Raw genomic sequence first — 24,002 nt, 5'->3', positions numbered from 1 at the left:
TCCTCCAGCACCTTGCTATCGAGCGGTCGTCCCTCGGGACACCTCGGCGGAGCCCCCGGAACGGTTCGCCAGCCGCGATGGCATTCAATCACTTACCGGCGGGCGTGCACGACGCCTTGGTCCCATTGTCCGTCACGCCAGTGACACACTCGATGCCGATGGCCAAGAATCACCGACCCGACGGACCCCTGACGGACTCTGTTTCCGGGGTGCCGCGGCTCGCGCCCGGCATAGTCCTCGACCGGCTCGCCTCGGGGCCGAGCCGGGCTTCGCGCATCACTCATACGGAGCACTTGCCCCCGCGTGCGGGTCGGCATGCCGTCTGGCCTGATCGGATTCGCGCCGAAGTGATCGCCGCGGTGCGGGACGCCGGGATCGAACACCCCTGGGCCCACCAGGCAGAGGCAGCCGAACACGCGCTGGACGGCGAGTCGGTGGTGGTCGCCACCGGCACCGCGTCCGGGAAGTCCCTGTCGTACCTCGTGCCCGTCCTGTCCACCCTCCTGGACGGCGCCGAGGCACCCAACGGCCGGGGCGCGACCGCCCTCTACCTCGCCCCCACCAAGGCCCTCGCCGCCGATCAGCGCAGATCCGTGAAAGAACTTTCACAACCCCTCGGAAACGCGATCCGCCCCGCGGTCTACGACGGCGACACTCCGTTCGAGGAACGCGAGTGGGTTCGGCAGTACGCCAACTACGTCCTGACCAACCCGGACATGCTGCACCGGGGCATCCTCCCGTCCCACCCCCGCTGGTCCTCCTTCCTGAAGTCGCTGAAGTACGTCGTCATCGACGAGTGCCACACCTATCGCGGTGTCTTCGGCTCGCACGTCGCCCAGGTGCTGCGCCGGCTGCGCCGCCTCTGCGCCCGCTACGGCGCCTCACCCGTCTTCCTGCTGGCCTCCGCGACCGCGGCGGAGCCCTCGGTGGCCGCCCGCAGGCTGACCGGCCTGCCCGTCGTCGAGGTCGCCGACGACGCGTCACCCCGTGGCGAACTGGTGTTCGCGCTCTGGGAGCCGCCGCTCACCGACCTGGAGGGCGAGAAGGGCGCGCCGGTCCGCCGCTCGGCCACCGCCGAGACCGCCGACCTGCTGACCGACCTCACCGTGCAGGGCGTCCGCTCGGTCGCCTTCGTCCGCTCCCGGCGCGGCGCCGAACTGATCGCCGTCATCGCCCAGGAACGCCTCGCCGAGGTCGACCGCTCGCTGGCCAAGCGGGTGGCCGCCTACCGGGGCGGCTACCTCCCGGAGGAGCGCCGCGCCCTGGAGCAGGCCCTGCACTCGGGCGAACTCCTCGGCCTCTCCGCCACCACCGCCCTCGAACTCGGCATCGACGTCTCCGGCCTCGACGCCGTCCTGATCGCCGGCTACCCGGGCACCCGCGCCTCCCTGTGGCAGCAGGCGGGCCGCGCCGGACGGGCCGGCCAGGGCGCCCTCGCCGTGCTGGTCGCCCGCGACGACCCGCTGGACACCTTCCTCGTCCACCACCCCGAGGCGCTGTTCCGGCAGCCCGTGGAGTCCACGGTCCTCGACCCGGACAACCCGTACGTCCTCGCCCCGCACCTGTGCGCCGCCGCCGCTGAGCTGCCGCTGACCGAGGCGGACCTCGCCCTGTTCGGCCCGGCCGCCGCCGGGCTGCTGCCCCAGCTGGAGGCCGCGAAGCTGCTGCGCCGCCGGGCGACCGCCTGGCACTGGACGCGCCGGGAGCGGGCCGCCGACCTCACCGACATCCGCGGCGAGGGCGGACCGCCGGTCCAGATCGTCGAGACCGGCACCGGCCGCCTGCTCGGCACCGTCGACGCCGGCTCCGCGCACACGACGGTGCACGAGGGCGCGGTCCATCTGCACCAGGGCCGCACCTATCTGGTGCGCTCGCTCGACCTGGACGAGTCGGTGGCCCTGGTCGAGCAGGCCACCCCGTCCTACTCGACGGTCGCCCGGGACACGACCGCCATCTCCGTCCTGGAGACCGACACCGAGATCCCGTGGGGCGACGGCCGCCTCTGCTACGGCTCCGTCGAGGTCACCAACCAGGTCGTCTCCTTCCTGCGCCGCCGGGTCATCACCGGCGAAGTCCTCGGCGAGACCAAACTCGACCTCCCTCCCCGCACGCTGCGCACCCGCGCGGTGTGGTGGACGGTCACCGAGGACCAGCTCGACGAGGCCCGGATCAACCCGGAGATCCTCGGCGGCGCCCTGCACGCGGCCGAACACGCCTCCATCGGCCTGCTGCCCCTCTTCGCGACCTGCGACCGCTGGGACATCGGCGGCGTCTCGATCCCCCTGCACCCCGACACCCTGCTGCCGACGGTCTTCGTCTACGACGGCCATCCCGGCGGCGCGGGCTTCGCTGAGCGCGCCTTCCACACCGCCCGCACCTGGCTCAGCGCCACCCTCGAAGCCATCGCCTCCTGCGAGTGCGAGGCCGGCTGCCCGTCCTGCATCCAGTCCCCCAAGTGCGGCAACGGCAACGACCCGCTGCACAAGAGGGGCGCGATACGCCTGCTCACAGCCCTGCTGCGAGCCGCACCGGAAGACCGGGCCCAGGAGGAGCCCCCCGGTTCGCCACGCGGGTCCCATTGACCCCGTGGGCCCCACGGGCCCGTCCGGCATGACAGCCACGCAGGTCCGGCAGGTCCCGCAAGCCGCACATGCCCCGCAGACCCCGCAGGTCCGGCAGATCCCGCAGGTCCGGCAGGTCCCGCAGGTCCGGCAGGTCCCGCAAGCCCCACATGCCCCACATGCCCCGCAGACCCCGCAAGCCCTATGAACCCTGTCACCCCCTCACCCTCCACCGCCCCCTCGCCTCCCACCGCCCCCGCGCGCCCCGCCCGAGCCCGTACCCGCGCCTCGAACACCCCCCGCCCGGCCGCCGCCGTCACGTCCGACACGTCCCCGACGACCGCGCACCGCACCAGCCGCACGCCCTGGGAGCGGGCCACCAGGTCGGCCCTGGCGCAGGCAGCCGCCGTGCCCTCGGTCCAGTGGTCCGCCGCCGCCAGCGCCGCCAGGTCCGCGCCGCCCGCCGCCCGGTGCCGCGTCACCACCGCCTGCCCCAAGGCCAGCACGGCGCCGAACACCGCGCACAGCACGGCGATCACCCCGACGCTCCACACGGTGGCGGAGCCACGGTCGCCCGACGCGCCACCCGCCGTCCGCCTCACCTCGCCACCTCGCCCAGGTCCTCGGCCGCCGCCACGGCCACCTCCCGCACCGTGAACGGCAGCCCGCGCAACCCCGCGGGCCGGGCCTCGACCACCACCCTGACCTGGTCGCCTTCCCGGGTCACCGCGACCTCCGCCCCGCGCGGCGCCACCTCGCGCGCCACCCGTACGACGGCCTCGGCCGGATCCTGCCGAGCCGCCGCCCGCGCCCCCGTGCGGGCCGCGTCCACGCACTGGATCCGGACGACGACCATCAGCAGGCCCCACACCAGCGCCAGCGCGACCATCACCAGCACCGGCAGCACCATGGCCGACTCCGCCGTCGCGAACCCCCGGTCCCGGCCCCGCTCACACCCCCGCATCGAGCGCCCGCTTCACGACGTCCTGCAACTCGGCGCTGATCTGACCGCTGGTGACGACCTTGTAGAGGACCACCGCGAACGCCACCGCCGCCACGATCCCCATCGCGTACTCCGAGGTGACCATCCCGCCGTCCCGCCGCGCCGCGCGCGTCCCGCCGACCAGGACGCCCACCCGAGCCCGTACCGCCTTGTACATCGCAACCCCCATGAGAATTCGGTTTCTTCGCGTTGTCTGAGCCCTGCTCCGGGCTCACCGTCCACTGCTCGCCCGCCGTCACCCCGTCATCGGCCACCCCCGCCAAGCGCCCCGCCCGCGAGGCCGATCACCACGGGCAGGACGCCCACCGCGATGAACGCGGGCAGGAAGCACAGGCCGACCGGTGCGGTGATCAGGACGGCCGCCCGTCTGGCCCGTGCCGTGGCGCCGCGCGCCCAGTCCGCGCGGGCCTCAGCGGCCAGCCGGGCGACAGGCCCCGCGGCGGGCAGCCCGGACTCGCCGGCCCGCTCCAGGAGCCGGGCCAGACCACCGGCCCCCGGCAGCGCGCCGAGCCGCTGCCAGGCCTCCGCCGGCGCCCCGCCGAGCCGCACCTCCGCCGCGCCCCGCGCCAACGCGTCCCCGACCGGGCCGCCCAGCGCCTCACCGACGGCCTGTGCGGCGACGACGGGACCTGCCCCGGCGGCGATGCACGCGGCCAACAGGTCGGCCGCCAGCGGCAGTCGGTCCGCGCTCTCCCCGCCGTTCCCGGCGTCGGGTGCCCGGACGCCCTCGACCGCCATCCGTCTGGCCCACCACCACAGCCCCACGGCCCCCGCCAGCCCCACGAGGACTCCGGCGACTCCTCCGACCAGCGCCCACCCGGCACCGGCCGCCCCGACCGGCGGCGCCCATCGCCGCACGACCTCCCGCACCTCTGCCCGTGCCCTGCGGGCCGGCGCCTCCGCCCCTCTCACCAGCCCGGCGAGCCGTCGCCGCACCCTCCGTTCGCGCCGCCCGGCCTCCCACCGCCGCGCCAGCCACCCGGCCCCGGCCAGCATCCCCAGGACTGCCCCCAGCCTGTGGACAACTTCCCCGCTCACGACACCGCCTCCTTCCCTCCCGCACCGACCGCCCCCGCGAACGCACGCAGGCCCCTGCTTCCGTCACCGATCAACCCGCACGCCCACCCGTCACCGACGCGTCCTCTCTCCGTCCCACGCCCCATCCACCCGCGCCCCTCTCTCCGTCCCTCGCCCCACTCACCCGCGCCCCTGCCTCCGTATCTCGCCCTGTCCACCGGCGCCCCGCCCAGCCCCGCTCCTGCCTCCGTCCCGCAACCCCCGCCACCAGCTCTCCCCGCCTCCGTCCTCGTGCTCCCCGTCTCAGCCCCATGCCGCTCCCCCGCTCACCCCACCCCCCGCACGATCCGTCCCGCCCACCACATCCCGGCTCCCTCCAGCACTCCGCCGATCAGCAGGCATCCCAGCCCCGGCCCGGTGTGCAGCAGTACGTGCAGCGGGTGGGCGCCCAGGGCCGTGCCGAGGAGAAGACCGAGCACCGGCAGCCCCGCGAGCAGCAGCGCCGTCGACCGGGCACCCGCCAACTGGGCTCGCAGGTCGGCGCGTTGGTCGCGCTCGGTGCGCAACGCACCTTCCAGGCGGTCGAGTCCGGTGGCGAGCCCCGCTCCCTGGTCGACGGCCACCCGCCAGCAGGCCGCCAGGCCCCGCAGCCCCTCCGCGCCCGGCTGCCGGGCCGCCCCGGTCAGCGCGCCAGGTACGTCACCGCCGAACCGGGCCGCCGCGAGCACCGCGGGCTGGGCCTCGCCGAGGCCGCCGGAGTCCCGCGCGGCCCGCGCCAGCGCCTCCCCCGGCTGCCGCCCGGCCCGCACCTCCCCGGCGAGCGCCCCGCACAGCGCGATCACCGCGTCCCCCTGCCGCTCCCGTGCCCCGCGGGCCTCCTTGGCCAGCCGCGCCCGGCGCAGCAACGGCACCCCGGCCGCCCCCGCGACGGCCGGCACCACCGAGGCCCCGACGACCGCGAGCACCAGGCCGGCCGCCAACGCCCACCACTCGGGCCGCAACCGCTCCCGGGCCCTCCGCAGCCCGGCCGCCGTCTCCCGCCAGGAGGGCCGCCCGCCTCCGGTCACCCCGGTCACCCCGCCGCCCGCGAGCAGCAGCCGGGCCCGCCGCGCGTCGGAGTTCCACTCCCCCAGGAGCCAGGCGGCCACCCCGGCGCACAGCACGGCCGCGCCGGTCACCGTCATCGCCCCTCCCCTTGTTCCGTGCCGTCGCCGGCGGCGCTCGCGCCTCGCAGCAGTTGCCGCAGCCGCCCCCATCCGCGCCGCCGGACGAAGGCCTGCGCGCCCCAGCTCAGCGCCGGGACCGTCCGCACCAGGCCCGAGGGGTCCCGCTCCAGGACGTGCACCTCGGCGATCCGGCGGCGCCCGCTCCGGTCCCGTGCGAGGTGCAGGACGACCGAGAGGGCCGCCGCCAACTGGCTGTGCAGCGCGGCCCGGTCGAGCCCGGCGGCGGTGCCGAGCGCCTCGAGACGGGCCGGCACATCGGCGGCCGCGTTGGCGTGCACGGTGCCGCAGCCGCTGTGCCCGGTGTTCAACGCGGCGAGCAGGTATGCCACTTCGGGCCCGCGGACCTCGCCGACGACCAGCCGGTCGGGGCGCATCCGCAGGGCCTGCCTGACCAGATCCTGGAGGGTGACCTGGCCCGCGCCCTCCTGGTTGGCGGGTCTGGTCTCCAGCCGGACGACATGGGGATGGTCGGGCCGCAGCTCCGACGAGTCCTCGGCGAGGACGATCCGTTCGCCCGGCCCGGCCAGCCCGAGCAGGGCGCTCAGCAGCGTCGTCTTCCCCGACCCGGTGCCGCCGCTGACGAGGAACGACAGCCGGGCCTCCAGGAGCGCCCGCAGCATCCCGTCCCCGCCGGGCGGCACGGTGCCGGCCTCGACCAGTTCGCCGAGGGTGAACGCCCGTGGCCGCACCACCCGCAGCGCCAGGCAGGCGCAGTCGACGGCGACCGGCGGCAGGACCGCGTGCAGCCGGGTCCCGTCGGGCAGCCGCGCGTCGACCCACGGCCGCGCGTCGTCAAGCCGCCGTCCCGCCACCGAGGCCAGCCGCTGCGCGAGCCGCCGTACGGCCGCCGCGTCCGGGAAGGCCACCGGGGTCAGTTCCAGTCCGCGTCCCCGGTCCACCCAGACCCGGTCGGGCGCGGACACCAGGACGTCGGTCACCGTCGGGTCGGCGAGCAGCGGCTCAAGTGGTCCGCTGCCGATCAGCTCGGACCGCAACCGCTCGGCCGCGCCGAGGACTTCGGCGTCCCCGAGCACCCGCCCCTGGTGCCGCAGCGCCTGCGCCACGCGCGCGGGGGTCGGTTCGGCGCCGCTCTCGACCAGCCACCGCCGCACCCCGTCCAGCAGCCCTGACGGCACCTCGCCGCCGCCGACGGAGGCGGGCGCCGGGGTCCGCTCCGGCCGCAGGCCCGCTCCCGTGGGGCCGCTCATGTGTTCCCCGCCTCGACAAGCGCGCGCTCCCAGAACCCCTTGCAGAAGCGCGCCAGCGGTCCGCGGCCCGCCGCGCCCGGCGGTGTCCTGCCCTCGCCGGGGCGCAGCAGCCCCGACTCGACGGGCACCTCGCCTGCCAGCGGCAGCCCGAGCAGGCGTGCCACCTCGCGGTCGTCGAGTCCGGGCGCGTAGGGACCGCGCACGGCGACCCGCAGATCGCGCACCACCATGCCGACGACGGAGGCGATCCGGCCGGCCGCCGCGACGGCCCGCAGTTCGGCCGGGACGACGAGGAGGCCGAGGTCGAGTTGGGCGAGGGTCTCGGCGACCCCTTCGTCGAGGCGCCTGGGCAGGTCGACGACGACCGTGCCGCCCCGCCTCCGGCCCGCGGCCAGGACCGCCCGGACGGCCTGCGGCGGGACGGCGAGGCAGTCGCCGCGGTCCCAGCTGAGGACCCGGAGGGAGTGGAGGCGGGGGAGGGACTCCTCCAGGGCGCCGCCGCCGACCCGGCCCCGGGAGGCCGCGAAGGCGGGCCAGCGCAGTCCGTCGGCGGTCTCGCCGCCCAGGAGGACGTCGAGGCCGCCGCCGAGCGGATCGGCGTCCACGAGCAGCGTGCGCAGCCCCTCACGCGCGGAGGTGACGGCGAGGGCGCAGGCGAGCGTGGAGGCCCCGGCCCCGCCGCGTCCGCCGATCACGCCGACGGTGAGAGCGGGCCTGCCGACGCCCTCGGCGACGTCGGCGATCCGGTCGACGAGCCACTGTTCGCCGTCGGGCAGCATCAGGACGTGGTCGGCGCCGATCTCGACGGCCCGCCGCCAGACGCCCGAGTCGTCCTGGTCGCGGCCGACGAGCACCACTCCTCTTCTGCGGCCGGCCCCGCGCACCCGGCGGGCGGCGTCGTCGCCGACCAGTACGAGCGGTGCCGCCTCCCAGCGTCCGGCGGGCTCGGGCACCGAGTGGTGGACCTCGGGTGTGGCCCCGGCGGCCGCGCACAACCGCAGCAGGTCGTCGAGCAGTTGGGCGTCCTCCGTGACGATCAGTGGTCCGGCCTGCCGCCCGGAGGCGGCGGGTGGTGGTTCGTGTGTGACGGCTCCTGACACGGTCCGCGTCCCCCTTCGCTGTGCCGGCCGCGCCGTACGCGCGGCCGGGCGATTCCGAAAGGCGCGAGGAACCGGAAAGGGGTCCCTCATATGCACGGCCCATAGAAACGGCCGAACCCGCCCGACAAACCGGCTCCGGTCGTGAAGTCGGTGCGAGCGTCGCGCCTCGGGAATCACGATGCGGGGATCGCGGAAATGTTGTGGATCTTGGTCGAAATCTGTGGACGACTCAGAGCCTGTGAATAACTTCATCACCCATACCGGTGACCACGGCACCACGGCCCGTATCGCGCCCCACAGCCCCTCGCGCGACCCCCTACACCCTCCACAGAGCAGCCTGACCATTACGGAGAGTGATAAAAGGTGGTCATGAAAAAGGCGGCCGCAGCCGCCATGTACCGGCTTCACAGCCGCGCAGAAGACCTGGAAAACCCACCCGGACATGCGACGACCCCCGCCGGGGGGGAGAGCGGGGGTCGTCCCCACGGCCGACTCGGGGGGGAGGAGTCGGGCCGGGTTAGCACGGTCGCGAACGATCCGTGACTTCCATGGTGTACCCGAGAGCCTTCTCAGGCAAACCCACGCGCCACACCTTACGCCGAATGGGCTGCCCCTATGCTCAGGGGCGTGGATAACCGGTCCTTGCCTCGCACAGCCGCCTTCTTCGATCTGGACAAGACGGTCATTGCCAAGTCGAGCACGCTCACGTTCAGCAAGTCCTTCTACCAAGGCGGTCTGATCAACCGCAGGGCGGCCTTGCGGGCCGCCTACGCGCAGTTCGTGTTCCTCGTCGGCGGTATGGACCACGACCAGATGGAACGCACCCGCGAGTACCTCTCCGGGATGGTGCGCGGCTGGAACGTCCGACAGGTCAAGGAGATCGTCGCCGAGACGCTCCACGACCTGATCGACCCGATCATCTACGACGAGGCCGCCTCCCTCATCGAGGAGCACCACACGGCCGGCCGGGACGTCGTCATCGTCTCGACGTCGGGTGCCGAGGTGGTCGAGCCGATCGGCGAGCTGCTCGGCGCGGACCGCGTGGTGGCGACCCGCATGGTGGTCGGCGACGACGGCTGCTTCACCGGGGAGGTGGAGTACTACGCGTACGGCCCGACGAAGGCCGAGGCGATACGGGAGCTGGCCGAGTCCGAGGGGTACGACCTGGAGCGCTGCTACGCGTACAGCGACTCGGTGACCGATCTGCCGATGCTGGAGAGCGTCGGCCATCCGCACGCCGTGAACCCGGACAGGTCGCTGCGCCGGGAGGCCGTCGCCCGCGAGTGGCCGATACTCGACTTCCACCGTCCCGTGCGTCTCAAGCAGCGCATCCCGGCCTTCTCCGTGCCGCCCCGTCCGGCGCTGGTGGCAGCCGCCGCGATAGGCGCCGCCGCGGCCACCGCGGGCCTGGTCTGGTACTCGAGCCGCCGACGCGCGACGGCCGTCTGAGGCACCGTTGTCCACCCCCTCCACCGCACCTGTCCGAAACCCGCCCGTTTCGTACCTGATTGAGCGTAAAAGTAAAGAACTGCAGGTGGGGGTTCCGCTCTCCGCGGTCCTGGAGTACAAAGGATTCAACGGCCCGCGAGACCAAGGCCATCCGAGAGGATCACCTTCACCCGACGCATACGGCCCCACGGACCGGGCATGGACACCGGGCACCCACGCGACGTCGACCCGTCGATTACGGGCCAGCCGCACCAGGGACGGGCAGAGTTCCCGACCTGATGGGCAACACTTCGAGGACGCTTGGTAACCCGGGTGGACATGTCGGCGGCGGTACGAGAACTCGTACCGCCGCAACTCTGTTCGGGGCCGTTTACCTGGTTTCCCGGTTCGCCGGTTTCCCGGCCCGCCAGTTCCCCGCTTTCCGGTCCGACGGTATCCCGGGCCTGCCGGTTCCCCGCTTTCCGGTCCGCCGGTTTCCCGGCTTGCCAGTTCCCCGCTTTCCGGCCTGCCGGTTCCCCGGGTTCCGGTTCCTCGGCTTCACGCCGCCCCGAACCTCGTTCCCACGCCCCCCGTCAGGCCGCGCCGCGCTGGAGCGCCTCGCAGACGGCCGTCGACTCGCGGGCGCCCAGTTCCACCGCCCGCGCGCAGTGCGCGATCCAGGCGGCCATCCCCTCGGGGGTACCGGAGACGTAGCCGTCGAGGGCCGCCAGATAGGCCGCGCGCCCCAGTTCGGCGTGGCCGACCTCGGCCGGGCAGACGGACTTCGGGTCGAGGCCGCTGCCCACCAGGACGACCCGTTCGGCGGTCCGCGCGACCAGGCCGTTGCGCGACGTGAAGGGGCGCAACGCGAGCAGTTCGCCGTGCACGATGGCGGCCGTCACCAGGGCGGGCGCGGCGCTTCCGGCGATGACCAGCCCGGCGAGGCCCTCCAGGCGTCCGTGCACCTCGGCGGCGCCGGGCAGCGGCAGTTCCACGAGCGGCTCGTCGACCTGTTCGCCCTCCTGACGCGGCCGGCCGATGTCGTCGGCGCTGCCGCCCGCCGCGGCCACCAGGTGCAGCCGGGCCAGCACCCGCAGCGGCGACTGCCGCCAGATGGACAGCAGTTGACCCGCCTCGGCGGTCAGCCGCAGCGCGGCGCCCACCACGCGCGCGTCGTCGTCGCCGCTGAAGTCGGTGCGTCTGCGCACCTCTTCGAGGGCCCAGTCGGAGCCGGAGAGCGCGGCGGAACCGCGCGCGCCGCGCAGCGCCGCCTCCGCGGTGATCTCGGTGCTGCGCCGTCGCATCACCCGGTGTCCGTAGACCCGGTCCACGGCCTTGCGTACGGACTCCACGGACTCGGCCACACCGGGCAGCGAGCCCAGGGTCGCGAGCGGATCGGCGGTCGCGCCTGGCGTACTCATGAGTACGACCCTACGCACACCGTGCCGCCGCTCCCCGAAGGAGTGGTGTTCTTCACGATCGCATGCCACCCACAGCTATCGAGCCACTACCCTTTGTGAACATGAAAATTGCTTTCGTCGGGAAGGGCGGCAGCGGCAAGACCACGCTGTCCTCCCTGTTCATCCGCCACCTCGCGGCCACCGGCGCCCCGGTCGTCGCCGTCGACGCGGACATCAACCAGCACCTGGGCCCGGCGCTCGGCCTGGACGAGGCGGCCGCCGCCGCGCTGCCCGCGATGGGCGACCGGCTGCCGCTGATCAAGGACTACCTCCGCGGCTCCAACCCGCGCATCGCCTCCGCCGAGACGATGATCAAGACGACTCCGCCGGGCGAGGGCTCCCGGCTGCTGCGGGTGAACGAGAACAACCCGGTCTACGACGCCTGCGCCCGGCCGGTGGAACTCGACGGCGGCGCCGTCCGTTTGATGGTCACCGGCCCCTTCACCGACGCCGACCTCGGGGTCGCCTGCTACCACTCCAAGACCGGAGCGGTGGAGCTGTGCCTGAACCACCTGGTGGACGGGCGCGACGAGTACGTGGTGGTCGACATGACGGCCGGCTCCGACTCCTTCGCCTCCGGCATGTTCACCCGCTTCGACATCACGTTCCTCGTCGCCGAGCCGACCCGGAAGGGGGTCTCCGTCTACCGCCAGTACAAGGAGTACGCCCGCGACTTCGGGGTCGCCCTCAAGGTCGTCGGCAACAAGGTGCAGGGCGAGGACGACCTCGACTTCCTCCGCGCCGAGGTCGGGGACGACCTGCTGGTGACGGTCGGGCACTCGGACTGGGTGCGCGCCATGGAGAAGGGCCGCCCGCCCCGGTTCGAGTTCCTGGAGGACACCAACCGCGCCGCCCTGCGCACCCTCCAGAACGCCGCGGACACCACCTACGAGCTGCGCGACTGGGACCGCTACACCCGGCAGACGGTGCACTTCCACCTGAAGAACGCCGAATCCTGGGGCAACGCGCGCACCGGGGCCGACCTGGCGGCGCAGGTCGACCCCGGCTTCGTGCTCCGCGAGGGCGTCACGGCCGACGTCTAGGGGCTGTCCCCTCATCCCGGCCGCCCTCGGTGCTCACTGCTTGACGGCCGGTGCCCCGGGCACGCCCTTCGGGGCGGGGGCCGGGTTGGCCGACAGGAAGGACGCCCAGCCCTGCTTCGGGGCCTGGCCGACCTGGAGGCTCCGCAGCTTGGCCACGGTCTGCGGGTCCTGGGCGTCCAGCCAGTCGGCGAGCTGCCGGAAGGAGACACAGCGCACGTCGGGCTTGTTGCAGACGTTCTCGACGACCTCCTGGATGGCCTTCATGTAGGTGCCACCGTTCCAGGACTCGAAGTGGTTGCCGATGATCAGCGGCGCGCGGTTGCCGTCATAGGCGCGCTGGAAGCCCTGGAGGAGGCCGTCGCGCATCTGGTCGCCCCAGTAGGCGTGCTTGTCGGGGTCGCCCTGGGTCTGGGTGCCGGACTGGTTGACCATGAAGTTGTAGTCCATGGTGAGCTGCTCGTAGGAGTGCCCGGGGAACGGCACGAGCTGCATCGACAGGTCCCAGAGGTTCTCCTTCTTGCCGGGCCAGACCTGGTTGTTGACGCCGCTGGTGTCGTAGCGGAAGCCCAGTTGGCTCGCGGCCTTCATGAAGTTCTTCTGGCCTTCGAGGCAGGGCGTGCGGGCCCCGACGAGTTCCTTGTCGTAGTCGAAGGGCAGCGGGGCCGCCTTCTTCATCCCGGTGTTGGTCTTCCAGGACTTGACGAACCGTTTCGCCTGCGAGATCTCGCTCTTCCAGTCCTCCACCGACCACTGTCCGACGCCGCCATCGGCGCCGCAGAAGTGACCGTTGAAGTGGGTGCCGATCTCGTTGCCCTCCTGCCACGCCAGGCGGAGCTGCTTGACGGTGTCGGAGATGCCCTGCTCGTCGTTGAAGCCGATGTCGGAGCGTCCCGGCGAGTGCTGCGGCGGCTTGTACTCGTCGCGCTTGTCCTCGGGCAGCAGGTACACGCCGCTCAGGAAGTACGTCATCGTCGCGTGGTTGTCCTTGGAGACCTGGCGGAAGTGGGAGAACAGCTTCTGGCTGTCCTCCCCCGCGCCGTCCCACGAGAAGACGACGAACTGCGGGGGCTTCTCACCGGGCTTGAGCCGCTCGGCCCTGGGCAGGTGCGGCTGCGCCCCGGTGTACGCGGTGGAGCCGTCGCCGATGAGGCGGACCGCGTTCTGGGGTGCCTGCCCGGCCTTCTGCGGACCGGAGGCACCCGACGTGGTGCCTGAGCCGAGTCCGCAGCCGGCGAGCGACGCCGCGCAGGCCGCGACGGTCACGGCGCCGGCCGCGATTCTCTGGGTGGCGGCCATCTTCCGCCCACCTTCTTCCTTCTCTGAGGCCAACGCCGACTACGGCGTTCTCGGGTGATGTGCCGGGCTGTGCCGACAGCGCCGCCAAGGTCGCATGGGGCCGAGAAGGAATTAATACGACAAGCCGATGAAATACCTGGTTCACTCCAGGAGGTGACATATTGCGCTATGTGCCAGCAAAATCTATGCCTGGCCTTTACTCTGAATTACTATTCGTTTACCAAGCGTTGATTCATCCCGCCGCTGCACGCCGTGACCCACGGCCGCGACCCGCCCCCCGCCATCACCGGGGGACCACCTGTTCCGCGACCGCGCCGCCCCGGAGGAGACGGGAACCATGTCAGCCTGCGCCACCGCTCGTGCCACCGACCCGACCCGGACGAAGAACATCCACCAGTCACCGAGCCCCCCACCGCCCCCGAACGGCCGTTTCCGGATCGCGGGCGCCGACCTGTCCGCCTCGATCGCGGTCTTCCTGATCGCGCTCCCGCTCTCCCTCGGCATCGCCCTCGCCACCGGCGCCCCGCTCCAGGCGGGCCTGGTCGCCGCGGCCGTCGGCGGGCTCGTCGCCGGCCGGCTCGGCGGCAGCCCGCTCCAGGTCAGCGGCCCGGCCGCCGGCCTCACCGTGGTGACCGCCGACCTCATCCACCGCTACGGCTGGCGCACCACCTGCGCCATCACGGTCCTCGCCGGTGTCGCCCAACTGGGCCTGGGCTGCCTGCGGGTGGCCCGGACCGCGCTCGCCGTCAGCCCCGCCATCGTGCACGGCATGCTCGCCGGCATCGGCGTCACCATCGCCGTCGCCCAACTGCACATCGTGCTCGGCGGCACCCCGGAGAGCTCCGTCCTCGACAACCTCCGCGCGCTGCCCGCCCAGGTGGCCGGGCCGCACCCCGCGGCCGTGTCGGTGGGCGTGCTCACCCTGACCCTGCTGCTGCTCTGGCCGCGCGTCCCCGGCCGGGCCGGGCGGCTGCTGCGGACCGTCCCCGCGGCGCTGGTCGCCGTCGCCGGTGCCACCGCCGTCGCCTCGCTCACCGGTCTCACCGTGCCCAGGGTCGAACTGCCCTCGTGGAGCAGCCACGCCCTGGCCGGGCTGCCCGAGGGCCCGGTGCTCGGCATCGCCGCCGCCGTCCTCACCACCACGCTGGTGTGCAGTGTGCAGTCGCTGCTCGGCGCGGTCGCCGTCGACAAGCTGGTCTCCGCCCGCCCCGGCCTGTCCACCCGCGTCGGCCGCTCCGACCTCGACCGCGAACTGCTCGGCCAGGGCACGGCCAACGTCGTCTCCGGCGCCCTCGGCGGGCTGCCCGTCGCGGGGGTCGCCGTACGGAGTTCGGCGAATGTGAACGCGGGGGCCGTCAGCCGGAACTCCACGCTGCTGCACGGCGTTCTCGTAGTGGCGGCCGCGCTGTTGATGGTCCCCCTGCTCGAACTGATCCCGCTGGCCGCGCTCGCCGCCCTGGTGATGTCCGTCGGCATCCAGATGGTGTCCCTGCACCACATCCGCACGGTGACCCGCCACCGAGAAGTGCTCGTCTACGTCGTGACCACCCTCGGCGTCGTCCTCTTCGGTGTCCTGCAGGGCGTGATCCTCGGAGTCGCCGTCGCGGTCGCCGTCGCCATGCACCGCCTCGCCCGCACCCGCATCACCCATGAGGAGAAGGAAGGAGCCCACCACGTACACGTCCGGGGCCAGTTGACGTTCCTCGCGGTGCCCCGCCTCAGCCGCGCCCTGCACCTCGTACCGCACGGCACCCGCGCCGTCGTCCGGCTGGACGGCTCCTTCATGGACCACGCGGCGTACGAGTCCCTCCAGGACTGGCAGAAGACCCACACCGCGCAGGGCGGAACCGTGGAGCTGACGGACCGCCGCACCGGAGTCCGCGACAGCGCCCACGACGACGGGAGTCGGACCGCCGAAGGCATCACCACCCCCAACGGCACCAGCACCAGAACCGGCCCCGACCCCGACACCACCAGCCACGCCGGGACCACAGCCCCCGCCCGGCCCACCGTCCCGGGGCCCGACGCCGCCCCGAACACGCCCCCGACCGCCTGCCGTTGCCGCCCCTGGACCCCGTGGCGCAACCACCACTGCGCCCATCCACCGTCCGCACGACCGACGACCCACCCGGCCGACACGGGAACCACGACCGGGACAGGCACAGGGGCAGGCGCAGGGGCCGAGACCACCGACACCCCCACCGACCCCACCGCTCCCAGCACCCCCCGCTCCCCCGCCTCCGAACCATCGAGCGTTCAGCAACTGGCCCGTGGCATCAGCGCGTTCCAGCGTGACACCGCGCCCCTGGTGCGTGGGGAGCTGGCCCGGCTGGCGCGGGAGGGGCAGCGGCCCTCGCAGCTCTTTCTCACCTGCGCCGACTCCCGGCTGGTGACGTCGATGATCACCTCCAGTGGTCCGGGCGACCTGTTCGTGGTGCGCAACGTCGGCAATCTCGTCCCGCCGCCCGGCCGGGAGAGCGGCGACGACTCGGTGGCCGCGGCGATCGAGTACGCGGTGGAGGTGCTGAAGGTGCGGTCGATCACGGTCTGCGGGCACTCCGGGTGCGGAGCCATGCAGGCCCTGCTCAGCTCCGAACCGGGCGGCGCGCGGACGCCGTTGACGCGGTGGCTGCGGCACGGGCGGCCGAGCGTGGCGCGGATGGCCGACGAGGGGCGGCCGTGGGCCCGGCTGTCAGGGCGGGCGCCGGCCGACGCGGTCGAGCAGCTGTGCCTGACCAACGTGGTGCAGCAGTTGGAGCATCTGCGGGCCCATGAGTCGGTGGCCCGCGCCCTGCGGGACGGCGCGCTGGAGCTGCACGGGATGTACTTCCACGTCGGCGAGGCACAGGCGTATCTGCTCGCGGGGGCGGGTGGCTCGGAGGTGTTCGACCATGTGGAGGCCGCCGAGCGCCCGCGGTGAGCGGCGGGCGCCGCCGTCCCGTCCTGGCGGCGAGGACCCGGGGCGAGGAAGGTGCCGCGCGGCTGAACTGGTTCCTGGTGGGGTCCGTGAGTACCCATGAGCGGGTTGACCAGGTGTGGACCTGCATTCGAACAGGTCTAAACCAATGTGAGGTCGACCCTTGTCAGCGGACCCCTGGGTCTGATGAGCTGTGGCCTGGGACACAACGGACACCCTGGGAAAGGGAGATGTCGTGAGCAACGAAAGCCTGGCCAACCTCTTGAAGGAGGAGCGTCGCTTCGCGCCGCCCGCTGACCTGGCCGCACACGCCAACGTCACGGCAGAGGCGTACGAGCAGGCCAAGGCTGACCGGCTCGGGTTCTGGGCCGCGCAGGCGCGCAGGCTGACCTGGGCCAAGGAGCCGACCGAGACGCTTGACTGGTCGAACCCGCCGTTCGCCAAGTGGTTCAAGGACGGCGAGCTGAACGTCGCGTACAACTGCGTCGACCGCCATGTGGAGGCCGGACACGGTGACCGGGTCGCCATCCACTTCGAGGGCGAGCCCGGCGACAGCCGCGCGATCACCTACGCCGAACTGAAGGACGAGGTCTCCAAGGCGGCCAACGCACTGACCGAGCTGGGCGTGCGCAAGGGCGACCGGGTCGCCGTCTACATGCCGATGATCCCGGAGACGGCGATCGCGATGCTGGCCTGTGCCCGGATCGGCGCCGCGCACTCCGTGGTGTTCGGCGGCTTCTCGGCCGACGCGCTGGCGACCCGTATCCAGGACGCCGACGCCAGGGTCGTCATCACCTCCGACGGCGGCTACCGGCGCGGCAAGCCGTCGGCCCTGAAGCCGGCCGTCGACGAGGCCGCCGCCAAGGCGGGCATCGTCGAGCACGTCCTCGTGGTCCGCCGCACCGGCCAGGACGTGGCCTGGGACGACACCCGGGACGTGTGGTGGCACGAGGTCGTCGAGCGGCAGTCGACCGAGCACACCCCGGAGGCGTTCGACGCGGAGCACCCGCTGTTCATCCTCTACACCTCCGGTACGACGGGGAAGCCGAAGGGCATCCTGCACACCTCGGGCGGCTACCTCACCCAGACGTCGTACACGCACCACGCGGTCTTCGACCTCAAGCCGGAGACGGACGTCTACTGGTGCACGGCCGACGTCGGCTGGGTCACCGGGCACTCGTACATCGTCTACGGGCCGCTGGCGAACGGCGCCACCCAGGTGATGTACGAGGGCACCCCGGACACCCCGCACCAGGGCCGGTTCTGGGAGATCGTGCAGAAGTACGGGGTGACGATCCTGTACACGGCGCCGACCGCGATCCGCACGTTCATGAAGTGGGGCGACGACATCCCCGCCAAGTTCGACCTGTCGAGCCTGCGGGTGCTGGGCTCGGTGGGCGAGCCGATCAACCCCGAGGCGTGGGTCTGGTACCGCAAGCACATCGGCGCCGACCGCACGCCGATCGTCGACACCTGGTGGCAGACCGAGACCGGCGCGATGATGATCTCGCCGCTGCCCGGCGTCACCGCGACCAAGCCCGGTTCCGCGCAGACGCCGCTGCCCGGCATCTCCGCGACGGTCGTCGACGACGAGGCGCGGGAGGTGCCCGACGGCGGCGGAGGCTATCTGGTCCTGACCGAGCCGTGGCCGTCGATGCTGCGCACCATCTGGGGCGACGACCAGCGGTTCCTCGACACCTACTGGGCGCGCTTCGAGGGCAAGTACTTCGCGGGCGACGGCGCCAAGAAGGACGACGACGGCGACATCTGGCTGCTGGGCCGGGTCGACGACGTCATGCTCGTCTCGGGCCACAACATCTCCACCACCGAGGTGGAGTCCGCGCTCGTCTCGCACCCGTCGGTCGCCGAGGCGGCCGTGGTGGGCGCGGCGGACGAGACGACCGGCCAGGCCATCGTGGCGTTCGTGATCCTGCGCGGCACCGCGCTCGAGGACGAGGCGCTGGTCGGGCGGCTGCGCGACCACGTCGGCTCGGCGCTCGGCCCGATCGCCAAGCCGAAGCGGATCCTGCCGGTGGCGGAGCTGCCCAAGACCCGCTCCGGGAAGATCATGCGCCGACTGCTGCGGGACGTCGCGGAGAACCGGCAGCTCGGTGACGTCACCACGCTGACCGACTCGACGGTGATGGACTTCATCCAGGCGAAGCTGCCCGCCTCGTCCAGCGACGACTGAGCACCGGCAGGCGTACCAGGGGCACCCGGCCGAACGCGCCGGGTGCCCCTTTCGTCCTTACTGTGGGATCACCTGACCACTCCGGCGGCACGTTGGGTAAAGTGAGGGAAAAGGTGCGCCGGGAAGTCTGGTCGGCATGCGTTCAGTGCTGCCCACCGACCGGAGGCCCCCCACCGTGCCAACGCCCCGCCCCACCCCCGCCCGCAGGTTCCTCGGCCGGCTCTCGCTGCCCGAGCGGACCTATGTGGCCGACGCGCTGCGCACCGAGACGGTCGGCGGAGTCCTCCTGCTCTGCGCCGCGGTCGCCGCGCTGATCTGGGCGAACATCCCGGCACTCGGCGGCAGCTATCTGCGCGTCAGCGACTTCCACTTCGGGCCCTCGGCGCTCGGCCTGCACCTGTCCGTGGCGCACTGGGCGGCCGACGGGCTGCTCGCCGTCTTCTTCTTCGTCGCCGGCGTCGAACTCAAGCGCGAACTGGTCGCCGGTGATCTGCGCGACCCGAAGGCGGCGGCGCTGCCGGTGGTCGCGGCGCTGTGCGGGATGGCCGTGCCGGCGATCGTCTACGCCCTCACCAACGCCGTCGGCGGCGGCGGGCTCGGCGGCTGGGCGGTGCCCACCGCGACCGACATCGCGTTCGCGCTCGCGGTGCTCGCGGTCATCGGCACCTCGCTGCCGAGCGCTCTGCGCGCCTTCCTGCTCACCCTCGCCGTCGTCGACGACCTCTTCGCGATCCTGATCATCGCGGTCTTCTTCACCAGCAGCATCAACCTCGTGGCGCTGGCGGGCGCGGTGGTCGGGCTGGCCGTCTTCTGGCTGCTGCTCAGGAAGGGCGTGCGCGGCTGGTACGTGTACGTGCCGCTCGCGCTGGTCATCTGGGGGCTGATGTACAACAGCGGCGTCCACGCCACCATCGCGGGCGTCGCCATGGGCCTGATGCTGCGCTGCACCACCCGGGAGGGTGAGCCGCACTCCCCGGGCGAACACGTCGAACACCTGGTGCGCCCCCTGTCGGCGGGGCTCGCCGTGCCGCTGTTCGCGCTGTTCAGCGCCGGGGTGACGCTCTCGGGCGGTGCGCTGGGCGACGTCTTCACCCGGCCGGAGACGCTCGGCGTGGTGCTGGGCCTCGTCGTCGGCAAGGCGGTCGGCATCTTCGGCGGCACCTGGCTGACGGCCCGTTTCACCCGGGCCTCGCTCAGCGACGACCTCGAGTGGGCGGACGTCTTCGCGGTGGCCACCCTCGCCGGGATCGGCTTCACCGTGTCGCTGCTCATCGGCGAACTGGCCTTCGCGGGCGACGCGGCGCTGACCGACGAGGTCAAGGCCGCCGTCCTGACCGGCTCGCTGATCGCGGCCCTGCTGGCGACCGTGCTGCTGAAGATCCGCAACGCCAAGTACCGCCGGATGTGCGAGGCGGAGGAGCGCGACGAGGACCTCGACGGCATCCCCGACATCTACGAGCAGGACGACCCGGCGTACCACCTGCGGATGGCGGAGCTGCTCGAACACAAGGCCGCCGAGCACCGCAGGCTCGCCGAGGAGACCGCCGCCGCCGCGCGCCACGGGAGTGCGGAAGTGGCGGGCGGGGCAGGCGATCGGGACGACCGTCCGGCATGATCTGACGGGACGGTACAAAAGAGATACGAGGGAGACGGCGATGAGCTCACCCGACAGCAGCCCGGTCGGCGCCGAACGCAGCATCGGCCAGCTGTTCGCCTCGGCGACGACCGAGATGTCGGCGCTGGTGCACGACGAGATCGCGCTGGCCAAGGCGCAGCTGAAGCAGGACGTCAAGCGCGGCGGGCTGGGCACCGTCGTGGCCATGGCCGCCCTCCTCGTGCTGGTGTTCTCCCTGCCGATGCTCAACTTCGCGCTGGCCTACGGCATCCGCACCTGGACCAAGTGGAACCTGGCGCTCTGCTTCCTGACGTCCTTCGGGGCGAACGTCCTGATCGCGCTCGTGCTCGGGCTGATCGCCTTCGCCTTCTTCAAGAAGGCGAAGAAGGGCAAGGGCCCGCAGAAGGTGGCCGCGTCCGTGAAGGAGACGGCCGGCGTGCTGCAGAACGCGAAGCCGCACCCGCGCCCGGAGACCCTGGTCATCGAGGACCGGTCCCCCACCGCCATCGAGGCTGTGGCACGCTCGTCCTCATGACCGACCCCGCCACACCTTCGGCGCAGCCCTCCTCGGTCGTCCGGCCGGACACCCTTCCCGACGGAACCAGGGTGACCCACCGCGATGTCGCCGCCAACGGCGCCCGCTTCCACATCGCGGAGCTGGGCGACGGCCCCCTGGTCCTGCTGCTGCACGGCTTCCCGCAGTTCTGGTGGAGCTGGCGGCACCAGCTCGGCGCGCTCGCCGACGCCGGCTTCCGGGCCGTCGCCATGGACCTGCGGGGCGTGGGCGGCAGCGACCGCACCCCGCGCGGCTACGACCCGGCCAACCTGGCGCTCGACATCACCGGCGTGATCCGCTCCCTCGGCGAGCCGGACGCCGCCCTCGTCGGACACGACCTGGGCGGCTATCTGGCCTGGACGGCGGCCGTGATGCGGCCCAAGCTGGTGCGCCGGCTGGCGGTCGCGTCCATGCCGCATCCGCGGCGCTGGCGCTCGGCGATGGTCTCGGACGTCAAGCAGTCGAGCGCCGGTTCATACATCTGGGGGTTCCAGCGGCCCTGGATCCCCGAGCGGCAGCTGACCGCGGACGGCGGCGAACTGGTCGGGAAGCTGATCCGGGACTGGTCGGGCCCGCGGCTGCCCGACGAGGAGACGGTGGACGTCTACCGCCGGGCCATGTGCATCCCGTCGACCGCGCACTGCGCGATCGAGCCGTACCGCTGGATGGTGCGGTCGATGGCGCGTCCCGACGGCATCCAGTTCAACCGGCGGATGAAGCGGCCGCTGCGGGTGCCGACGCTCCATCTGCACGGCTCGCTCGACCCGGTGATGCGCATCCGCAGCGCGGCCGGGTCGGGAGAGTACGTCGAAGCGCCGTACCGCTGGCGGCTGTTCGACGGGCTCGGGCACTTCCCGCACGAGGAGGACCCGGTCGCCTTCTCCACCGAACTGGTCAACTGGCTGAAAGACCCGGAGCCCGACCGCTGACCGGCCGGGACCCGCCCGCTATCCGGATCTGAACACCTGTTCCACGGACACGGCTTGCCTCGTGCATAGGCCAATTGGGGCCCCGCGGGGAGGTTATCGACCTTGGGCCGGGGGCAGACGTCCGGGTATGGGCTGGACGCACGACTACAGTGACGTAGCACGCAATCGCCGCACAGTGGGCGGCCTGAGCCCCCACCAACGAGACGGCTCCCCGCAGGCGACGGAGACCGATCCGCGCGTGGGGATTCCGCGCATTCTGCGCCGCCGGGCCCGCTGGGTCTCGGTACGGCTGCGCCACCCGCGCGGCTGACCCGCCGAGGATCCTCAGAAGGGTCCGCCGGCGGCCCGCGCACCCCGTCCGACGGCCCGTCAAGGGGCCGTCGGACCTTCACCCACCGACCCGTCAGCGAGGTCAGAGTGCGCAGCTGTCGCTGTCCACCTGCTGGTTCGCCGTGCGCCCCTGGGTGATGTCGTCCTGGATCTCGTCCGCGGTCAGGGCGTATCCGGTGTCGGCGTCGTCCCGGGACTTGGCGAAGACCACGCCGTACACCCGTCCTTCCGGGGTGAGCAGCGGGCCGCCCGAGTTGCCCTGACGGACCATCGCGTACAGCGAGTACACGTCGCGGCGCACGGTGCCGCGGTGGTAGATGTCGGGGCCGTTGGCCATCACCCGGCCGCGCACCCGGGCCGAGCGGACGTCGTACGCGCCGTTCTCCGGGAAGCCGGCCACGATCGCGCTGTCGCTGCTGCGCGCGTCCGACGACGCGAACTTCAGCGCGGGCGCGTCCAGATCGGGCACGTCGAGGACGGCGATGTCGCGGCGCCAGTCGTAGAGGACGACCCTCGCGTCGTAGCGCCGGCCCTCACCGCCGATCTGGACGACGGGCTCGTCGACCCCGCCGACCACGTGCGCGTTGGTCATCACGCGCCGGTCGGCGAAGACGAACCCGGAGCCTTCGAGGACCTTGCCGCAGCTCTGCGCGGTGCCGGTCACCTTGACAATGGAGTTCTTCGCGGCGGCGGCCACCTTGCTGCCGGCCAGGGCCGGGTCGGGCGGCTGGACGTCGGTGATGGGCTCGTTGGAGAACGGGCTGAAGACCTGCGGGAAGCCGTTCTGGGCGAGGACCGAGGAGAAGTCGGCGAACCAGTTGTCGGCCTGGGTGGGCAGCGCCCGGGAGACCCCGAGGAGCACCTTGGAGCTGCGCACCTCCTTGCCGAGCGTCGGCAGCGTCGTCCCGGCGAGTGCGGAGCCGATCAGCCAGGCGACGAGCAGCATCGCCACCACGTTGACCAGGGCGCCGCCGGTCGCGTCCAGCGCGCGCGCCGGGGACCAGGTGATGTAGCGGCGCAGCTTGTTGCCGAGGTGGGTGGTCAGGGCCTGGCCGACGGAGGCGCAGACGATGACGATGACGACCGCGGCGACGGCGGCGGTCGTGCTCACCTCCGCGCCGTCCGTCAGCACGTCCCAGAGGACCGGGAGGAGGTACACGGCCACGAGGCCGCCGCCCAGGAAACCGGTCACCGACAGGATGCCGACCACGAATCCCTGCCGGTAGCCGACGACCGCGAACCACACAGCGGCGAGCAGCAACAGGATGTCCAGCACGTTCACCGCTATTTGCCTCGCCTCGCCACCGAACAGAGCACGGCAGACACCCTGTCACGACCGCCAGTCGAGTGGCACCCGCTTCGTGTGGTCCCAGGGCCTCTCCCAGCCCGCGTAGTGCAGCAGACGGTCGATGATTCCGGCCGTGAAGCCCCACACCAGGGCCGATTCGACCAGGAATGCCGGGCCTCGGTGGCCGCTGGGGTGCTCGGCCGTCGCACGGTTGGCCGGATCCGTGAGATCCGCCACGGGAACCGTGAACACCCGTGCCGTCTCGGCCGGATCGACCACGCCGACCGGGCTCGGGGTCCGCCACCAGCCGAGCACCGGCGTCACCACGAAGCCGCTGACGGGGATGTAGAGGCGGGGCAGCACACCGAAGATCTGGACGCCCGACGGGTCGAGGCCGGTCTCCTCCTCGGCCTCGCGCAGCGCGGCCCACAGCGGCCCGTCCGCCCCGGGATCGCCGTCCTCGGGGTCGAGGGAGCCGCCGGGGAAGGAGGGTTGGCCCGCGTGCGAGCGCAGCGAGCTGGAACGCTCCATGAGGAGCAGTTCGGGGCCGCGCGCTCCGTCGCCGAAGAGGATCAGCACCGCCGACTGCCTGCCCGCTCCGTCCTCGGGCGGCAGGAAGCGGCTGAGCTGCGCCGGCTCGACCGTGTCGGCGGCCCGCACCACCGGGTCGAGCCAGTCGGGCAGGCCGTCCCTGCTGATCTCCGCCGATCCGGCCCGTGCGTGACCCGCCCGCCTCATCGCCGCCCCCGTTCCGACGTGTCCCACGCGTGACCGCCCCCCGATCGCTCCGCCGGCCCGGCCGCCGGTCGCTCCGCTGTTCGCCGTGCAGCCCGT

Annotated in this window: 19 protein-coding genes and 1 pseudogene; 9 read left to right on the top strand and 11 right to left on the bottom strand. The window is 72.7% G+C overall.

Going from position 1 to position 24,002, the window contains the following annotated elements; genetic code table 11:
- Window positions 1–77: 77 nt before the first annotated feature.
- Window positions 78–2,582, top strand: a complete 2,505-nt coding sequence (locus DDJ31_RS21230; RefSeq protein WP_164784922.1) for a DEAD/DEAH box helicase — start codon at window positions 78–80, stop codon at window positions 2,580–2,582.
- A gap of 236 nt (window positions 2,583–2,818) precedes the next feature.
- On the opposite strand, the pseudogene DDJ31_RS21225 reads toward DDJ31_RS21230, so the two are convergent.
- The 7 genes and pseudogenes from DDJ31_RS21225 to ssd form a co-directional block, all read right to left on the bottom strand.
- Window positions 2,819–3,163: pseudogene (locus DDJ31_RS21225) on the bottom strand (Rv3654c family TadE-like protein); the annotation flags it as partial.
- Window positions 3,160–3,525: a TadE family type IV pilus minor pilin gene (locus DDJ31_RS21220; protein ID WP_127178742.1), complete on the bottom strand. Its 366-nt coding sequence runs from the start codon at window positions 3,523–3,525 to the stop codon at window positions 3,160–3,162. The pseudogene DDJ31_RS21225 and the gene DDJ31_RS21220, both read right to left, overlap by 4 nt.
- Window positions 3,512–3,721: a DUF4244 domain-containing protein gene (locus DDJ31_RS21215; RefSeq protein ID WP_127182669.1), complete on the bottom strand. Its 210-nt coding sequence runs from the start codon at window positions 3,719–3,721 to the stop codon at window positions 3,512–3,514. Before DDJ31_RS21215 ends, DDJ31_RS21220 begins: the two co-directional genes overlap by 14 nt.
- Before the next feature lie 86 nt (window positions 3,722–3,807).
- On the bottom strand, window positions 3,808–4,602 hold the full coding sequence (locus tag DDJ31_RS21210) for a type II secretion system F family protein (protein WP_127178743.1): 795 nt from the start codon (window positions 4,600–4,602) through the stop codon (window positions 3,808–3,810).
- A 305-nt stretch (window positions 4,603–4,907) separates the two neighbouring features.
- On the bottom strand, window positions 4,908–5,765 hold the full coding sequence (locus tag DDJ31_RS21205; RefSeq protein WP_127178744.1) for a type II secretion system F family protein: 858 nt from the start codon (window positions 5,763–5,765) through the stop codon (window positions 4,908–4,910).
- Window positions 5,762–7,015, bottom strand: a complete 1,254-nt coding sequence (locus DDJ31_RS21200) for a TadA family conjugal transfer-associated ATPase (RefSeq protein WP_240678123.1) — start codon at window positions 7,013–7,015, stop codon at window positions 5,762–5,764. The genes DDJ31_RS21205 and DDJ31_RS21200 overlap by 4 nt, the downstream gene beginning before the upstream one ends.
- The gene (gene ssd, locus DDJ31_RS21195) at window positions 7,012–8,115 is read right to left on the bottom strand and encodes a septum site-determining protein Ssd (protein ID WP_127178745.1); all 1,104 of its coding nucleotides are present in this window, start codon (window positions 8,113–8,115) and stop codon (window positions 7,012–7,014) included. The genes DDJ31_RS21200 and ssd overlap by 4 nt, the downstream gene beginning before the upstream one ends.
- A 615-nt stretch (window positions 8,116–8,730) precedes the next feature.
- On the opposite strand from ssd, the gene DDJ31_RS21190 reads away from it, so the two are divergent.
- Window positions 8,731–9,564, top strand: coding sequence for an HAD family hydrolase (locus DDJ31_RS21190; RefSeq protein ID WP_127178746.1), 834 nt, complete (start codon window positions 8,731–8,733; stop codon window positions 9,562–9,564).
- 572 nt (window positions 9,565–10,136) lie between these two features.
- Here the strand turns inward: DDJ31_RS21190 and DDJ31_RS21185 are convergent.
- Window positions 10,137–10,964 (bottom strand): oxidoreductase, encoded by an 828-nt coding sequence (locus DDJ31_RS21185; protein WP_127178747.1) that lies wholly within the window; start codon window positions 10,962–10,964, stop codon window positions 10,137–10,139.
- Window positions 10,965–11,065: 101 nt separating this feature from the next.
- Here DDJ31_RS21185 and DDJ31_RS21180 point away from each other — a divergent pair, with 101 nt between their 5' ends.
- On the top strand, window positions 11,066–12,046 hold the full coding sequence (locus DDJ31_RS21180; RefSeq protein WP_127178748.1) for an ATP-binding protein: 981 nt from the start codon (window positions 11,066–11,068) through the stop codon (window positions 12,044–12,046).
- 33 nt (window positions 12,047–12,079) lie between these two features.
- Here the strand turns inward: DDJ31_RS21180 and DDJ31_RS21175 are convergent, their stop codons facing one another.
- Entirely contained in the window at window positions 12,080–13,342 is a 1,263-nt protein-coding gene (locus tag DDJ31_RS21175) for a hypothetical protein (protein ID WP_127178749.1), read from the bottom strand.
- A gap of 337 nt (window positions 13,343–13,679) precedes the next feature.
- Here DDJ31_RS21175 and DDJ31_RS21170 point away from each other — a divergent pair, with 337 nt between their 5' ends.
- The 6 genes from DDJ31_RS21170 to DDJ31_RS39265 all read left to right on the top strand — a co-directional run bounded on the left by DDJ31_RS21170 (window position 13,680) and on the right by DDJ31_RS39265 (window position 21,860).
- Entirely contained in the window at window positions 13,680–16,262 is a 2,583-nt protein-coding gene (locus DDJ31_RS21170; protein WP_127178750.1) for a bifunctional SulP family inorganic anion transporter/carbonic anhydrase, read from the top strand.
- Window positions 16,263–16,494: 232 nt separating this feature from the next.
- Window positions 16,495–18,450 carry an acetate--CoA ligase gene (acs, locus tag DDJ31_RS21165; protein WP_127178751.1) on the top strand — a complete coding sequence of 652 codons (1,956 nt, stop codon included), beginning with the start codon at window positions 16,495–16,497 and terminating at the stop codon, window positions 18,448–18,450.
- A gap of 136 nt (window positions 18,451–18,586) precedes the next feature.
- Window positions 18,587–20,065 (top strand): Na+/H+ antiporter NhaA, encoded by a 1,479-nt coding sequence (gene nhaA, locus DDJ31_RS21160; RefSeq protein ID WP_127178752.1) that lies wholly within the window; start codon window positions 18,587–18,589, stop codon window positions 20,063–20,065.
- A 40-nt stretch (window positions 20,066–20,105) separates the two neighbouring features.
- Window positions 20,106–20,600, top strand: coding sequence for a phage holin family protein (locus DDJ31_RS21155; protein WP_127178753.1), 495 nt, complete (start codon window positions 20,106–20,108; stop codon window positions 20,598–20,600).
- On the top strand, window positions 20,597–21,550 hold the full coding sequence (locus DDJ31_RS21150) for an alpha/beta fold hydrolase (RefSeq protein WP_127178754.1): 954 nt from the start codon (window positions 20,597–20,599) through the stop codon (window positions 21,548–21,550). Before DDJ31_RS21155 ends, DDJ31_RS21150 begins: the two co-directional genes overlap by 4 nt.
- A 127-nt stretch (window positions 21,551–21,677) precedes the next feature.
- Entirely contained in the window at window positions 21,678–21,860 is a 183-nt protein-coding gene (locus DDJ31_RS39265) for a hypothetical protein (RefSeq protein ID WP_127178755.1), read from the top strand.
- 102 nt (window positions 21,861–21,962) lie between these two features.
- Here the strand turns inward: DDJ31_RS39265 and DDJ31_RS21145 are convergent, their stop codons facing one another.
- A complete protein-coding gene (locus DDJ31_RS21145) occupies window positions 21,963–23,162 on the bottom strand; it encodes a MarP family serine protease (protein ID WP_127178756.1) in 1,200 nt (399 codons plus the stop codon).
- 48 nt (window positions 23,163–23,210) lie between these two features.
- On the bottom strand, window positions 23,211–23,906 hold the full coding sequence (locus tag DDJ31_RS21140) for an NUDIX hydrolase (RefSeq protein ID WP_127178757.1): 696 nt from the start codon (window positions 23,904–23,906) through the stop codon (window positions 23,211–23,213).
- Window positions 23,907–24,002: the final 96 nt, after the last annotated feature.

The organism is Streptomyces griseoviridis (genome assembly GCF_005222485.1).
Lineage (GTDB): Bacteria > Actinomycetota > Actinomycetes > Streptomycetales > Streptomycetaceae > Streptomyces > Streptomyces hintoniae.
This window is presented reverse-complemented; position numbering and strand designations above follow the sequence as displayed.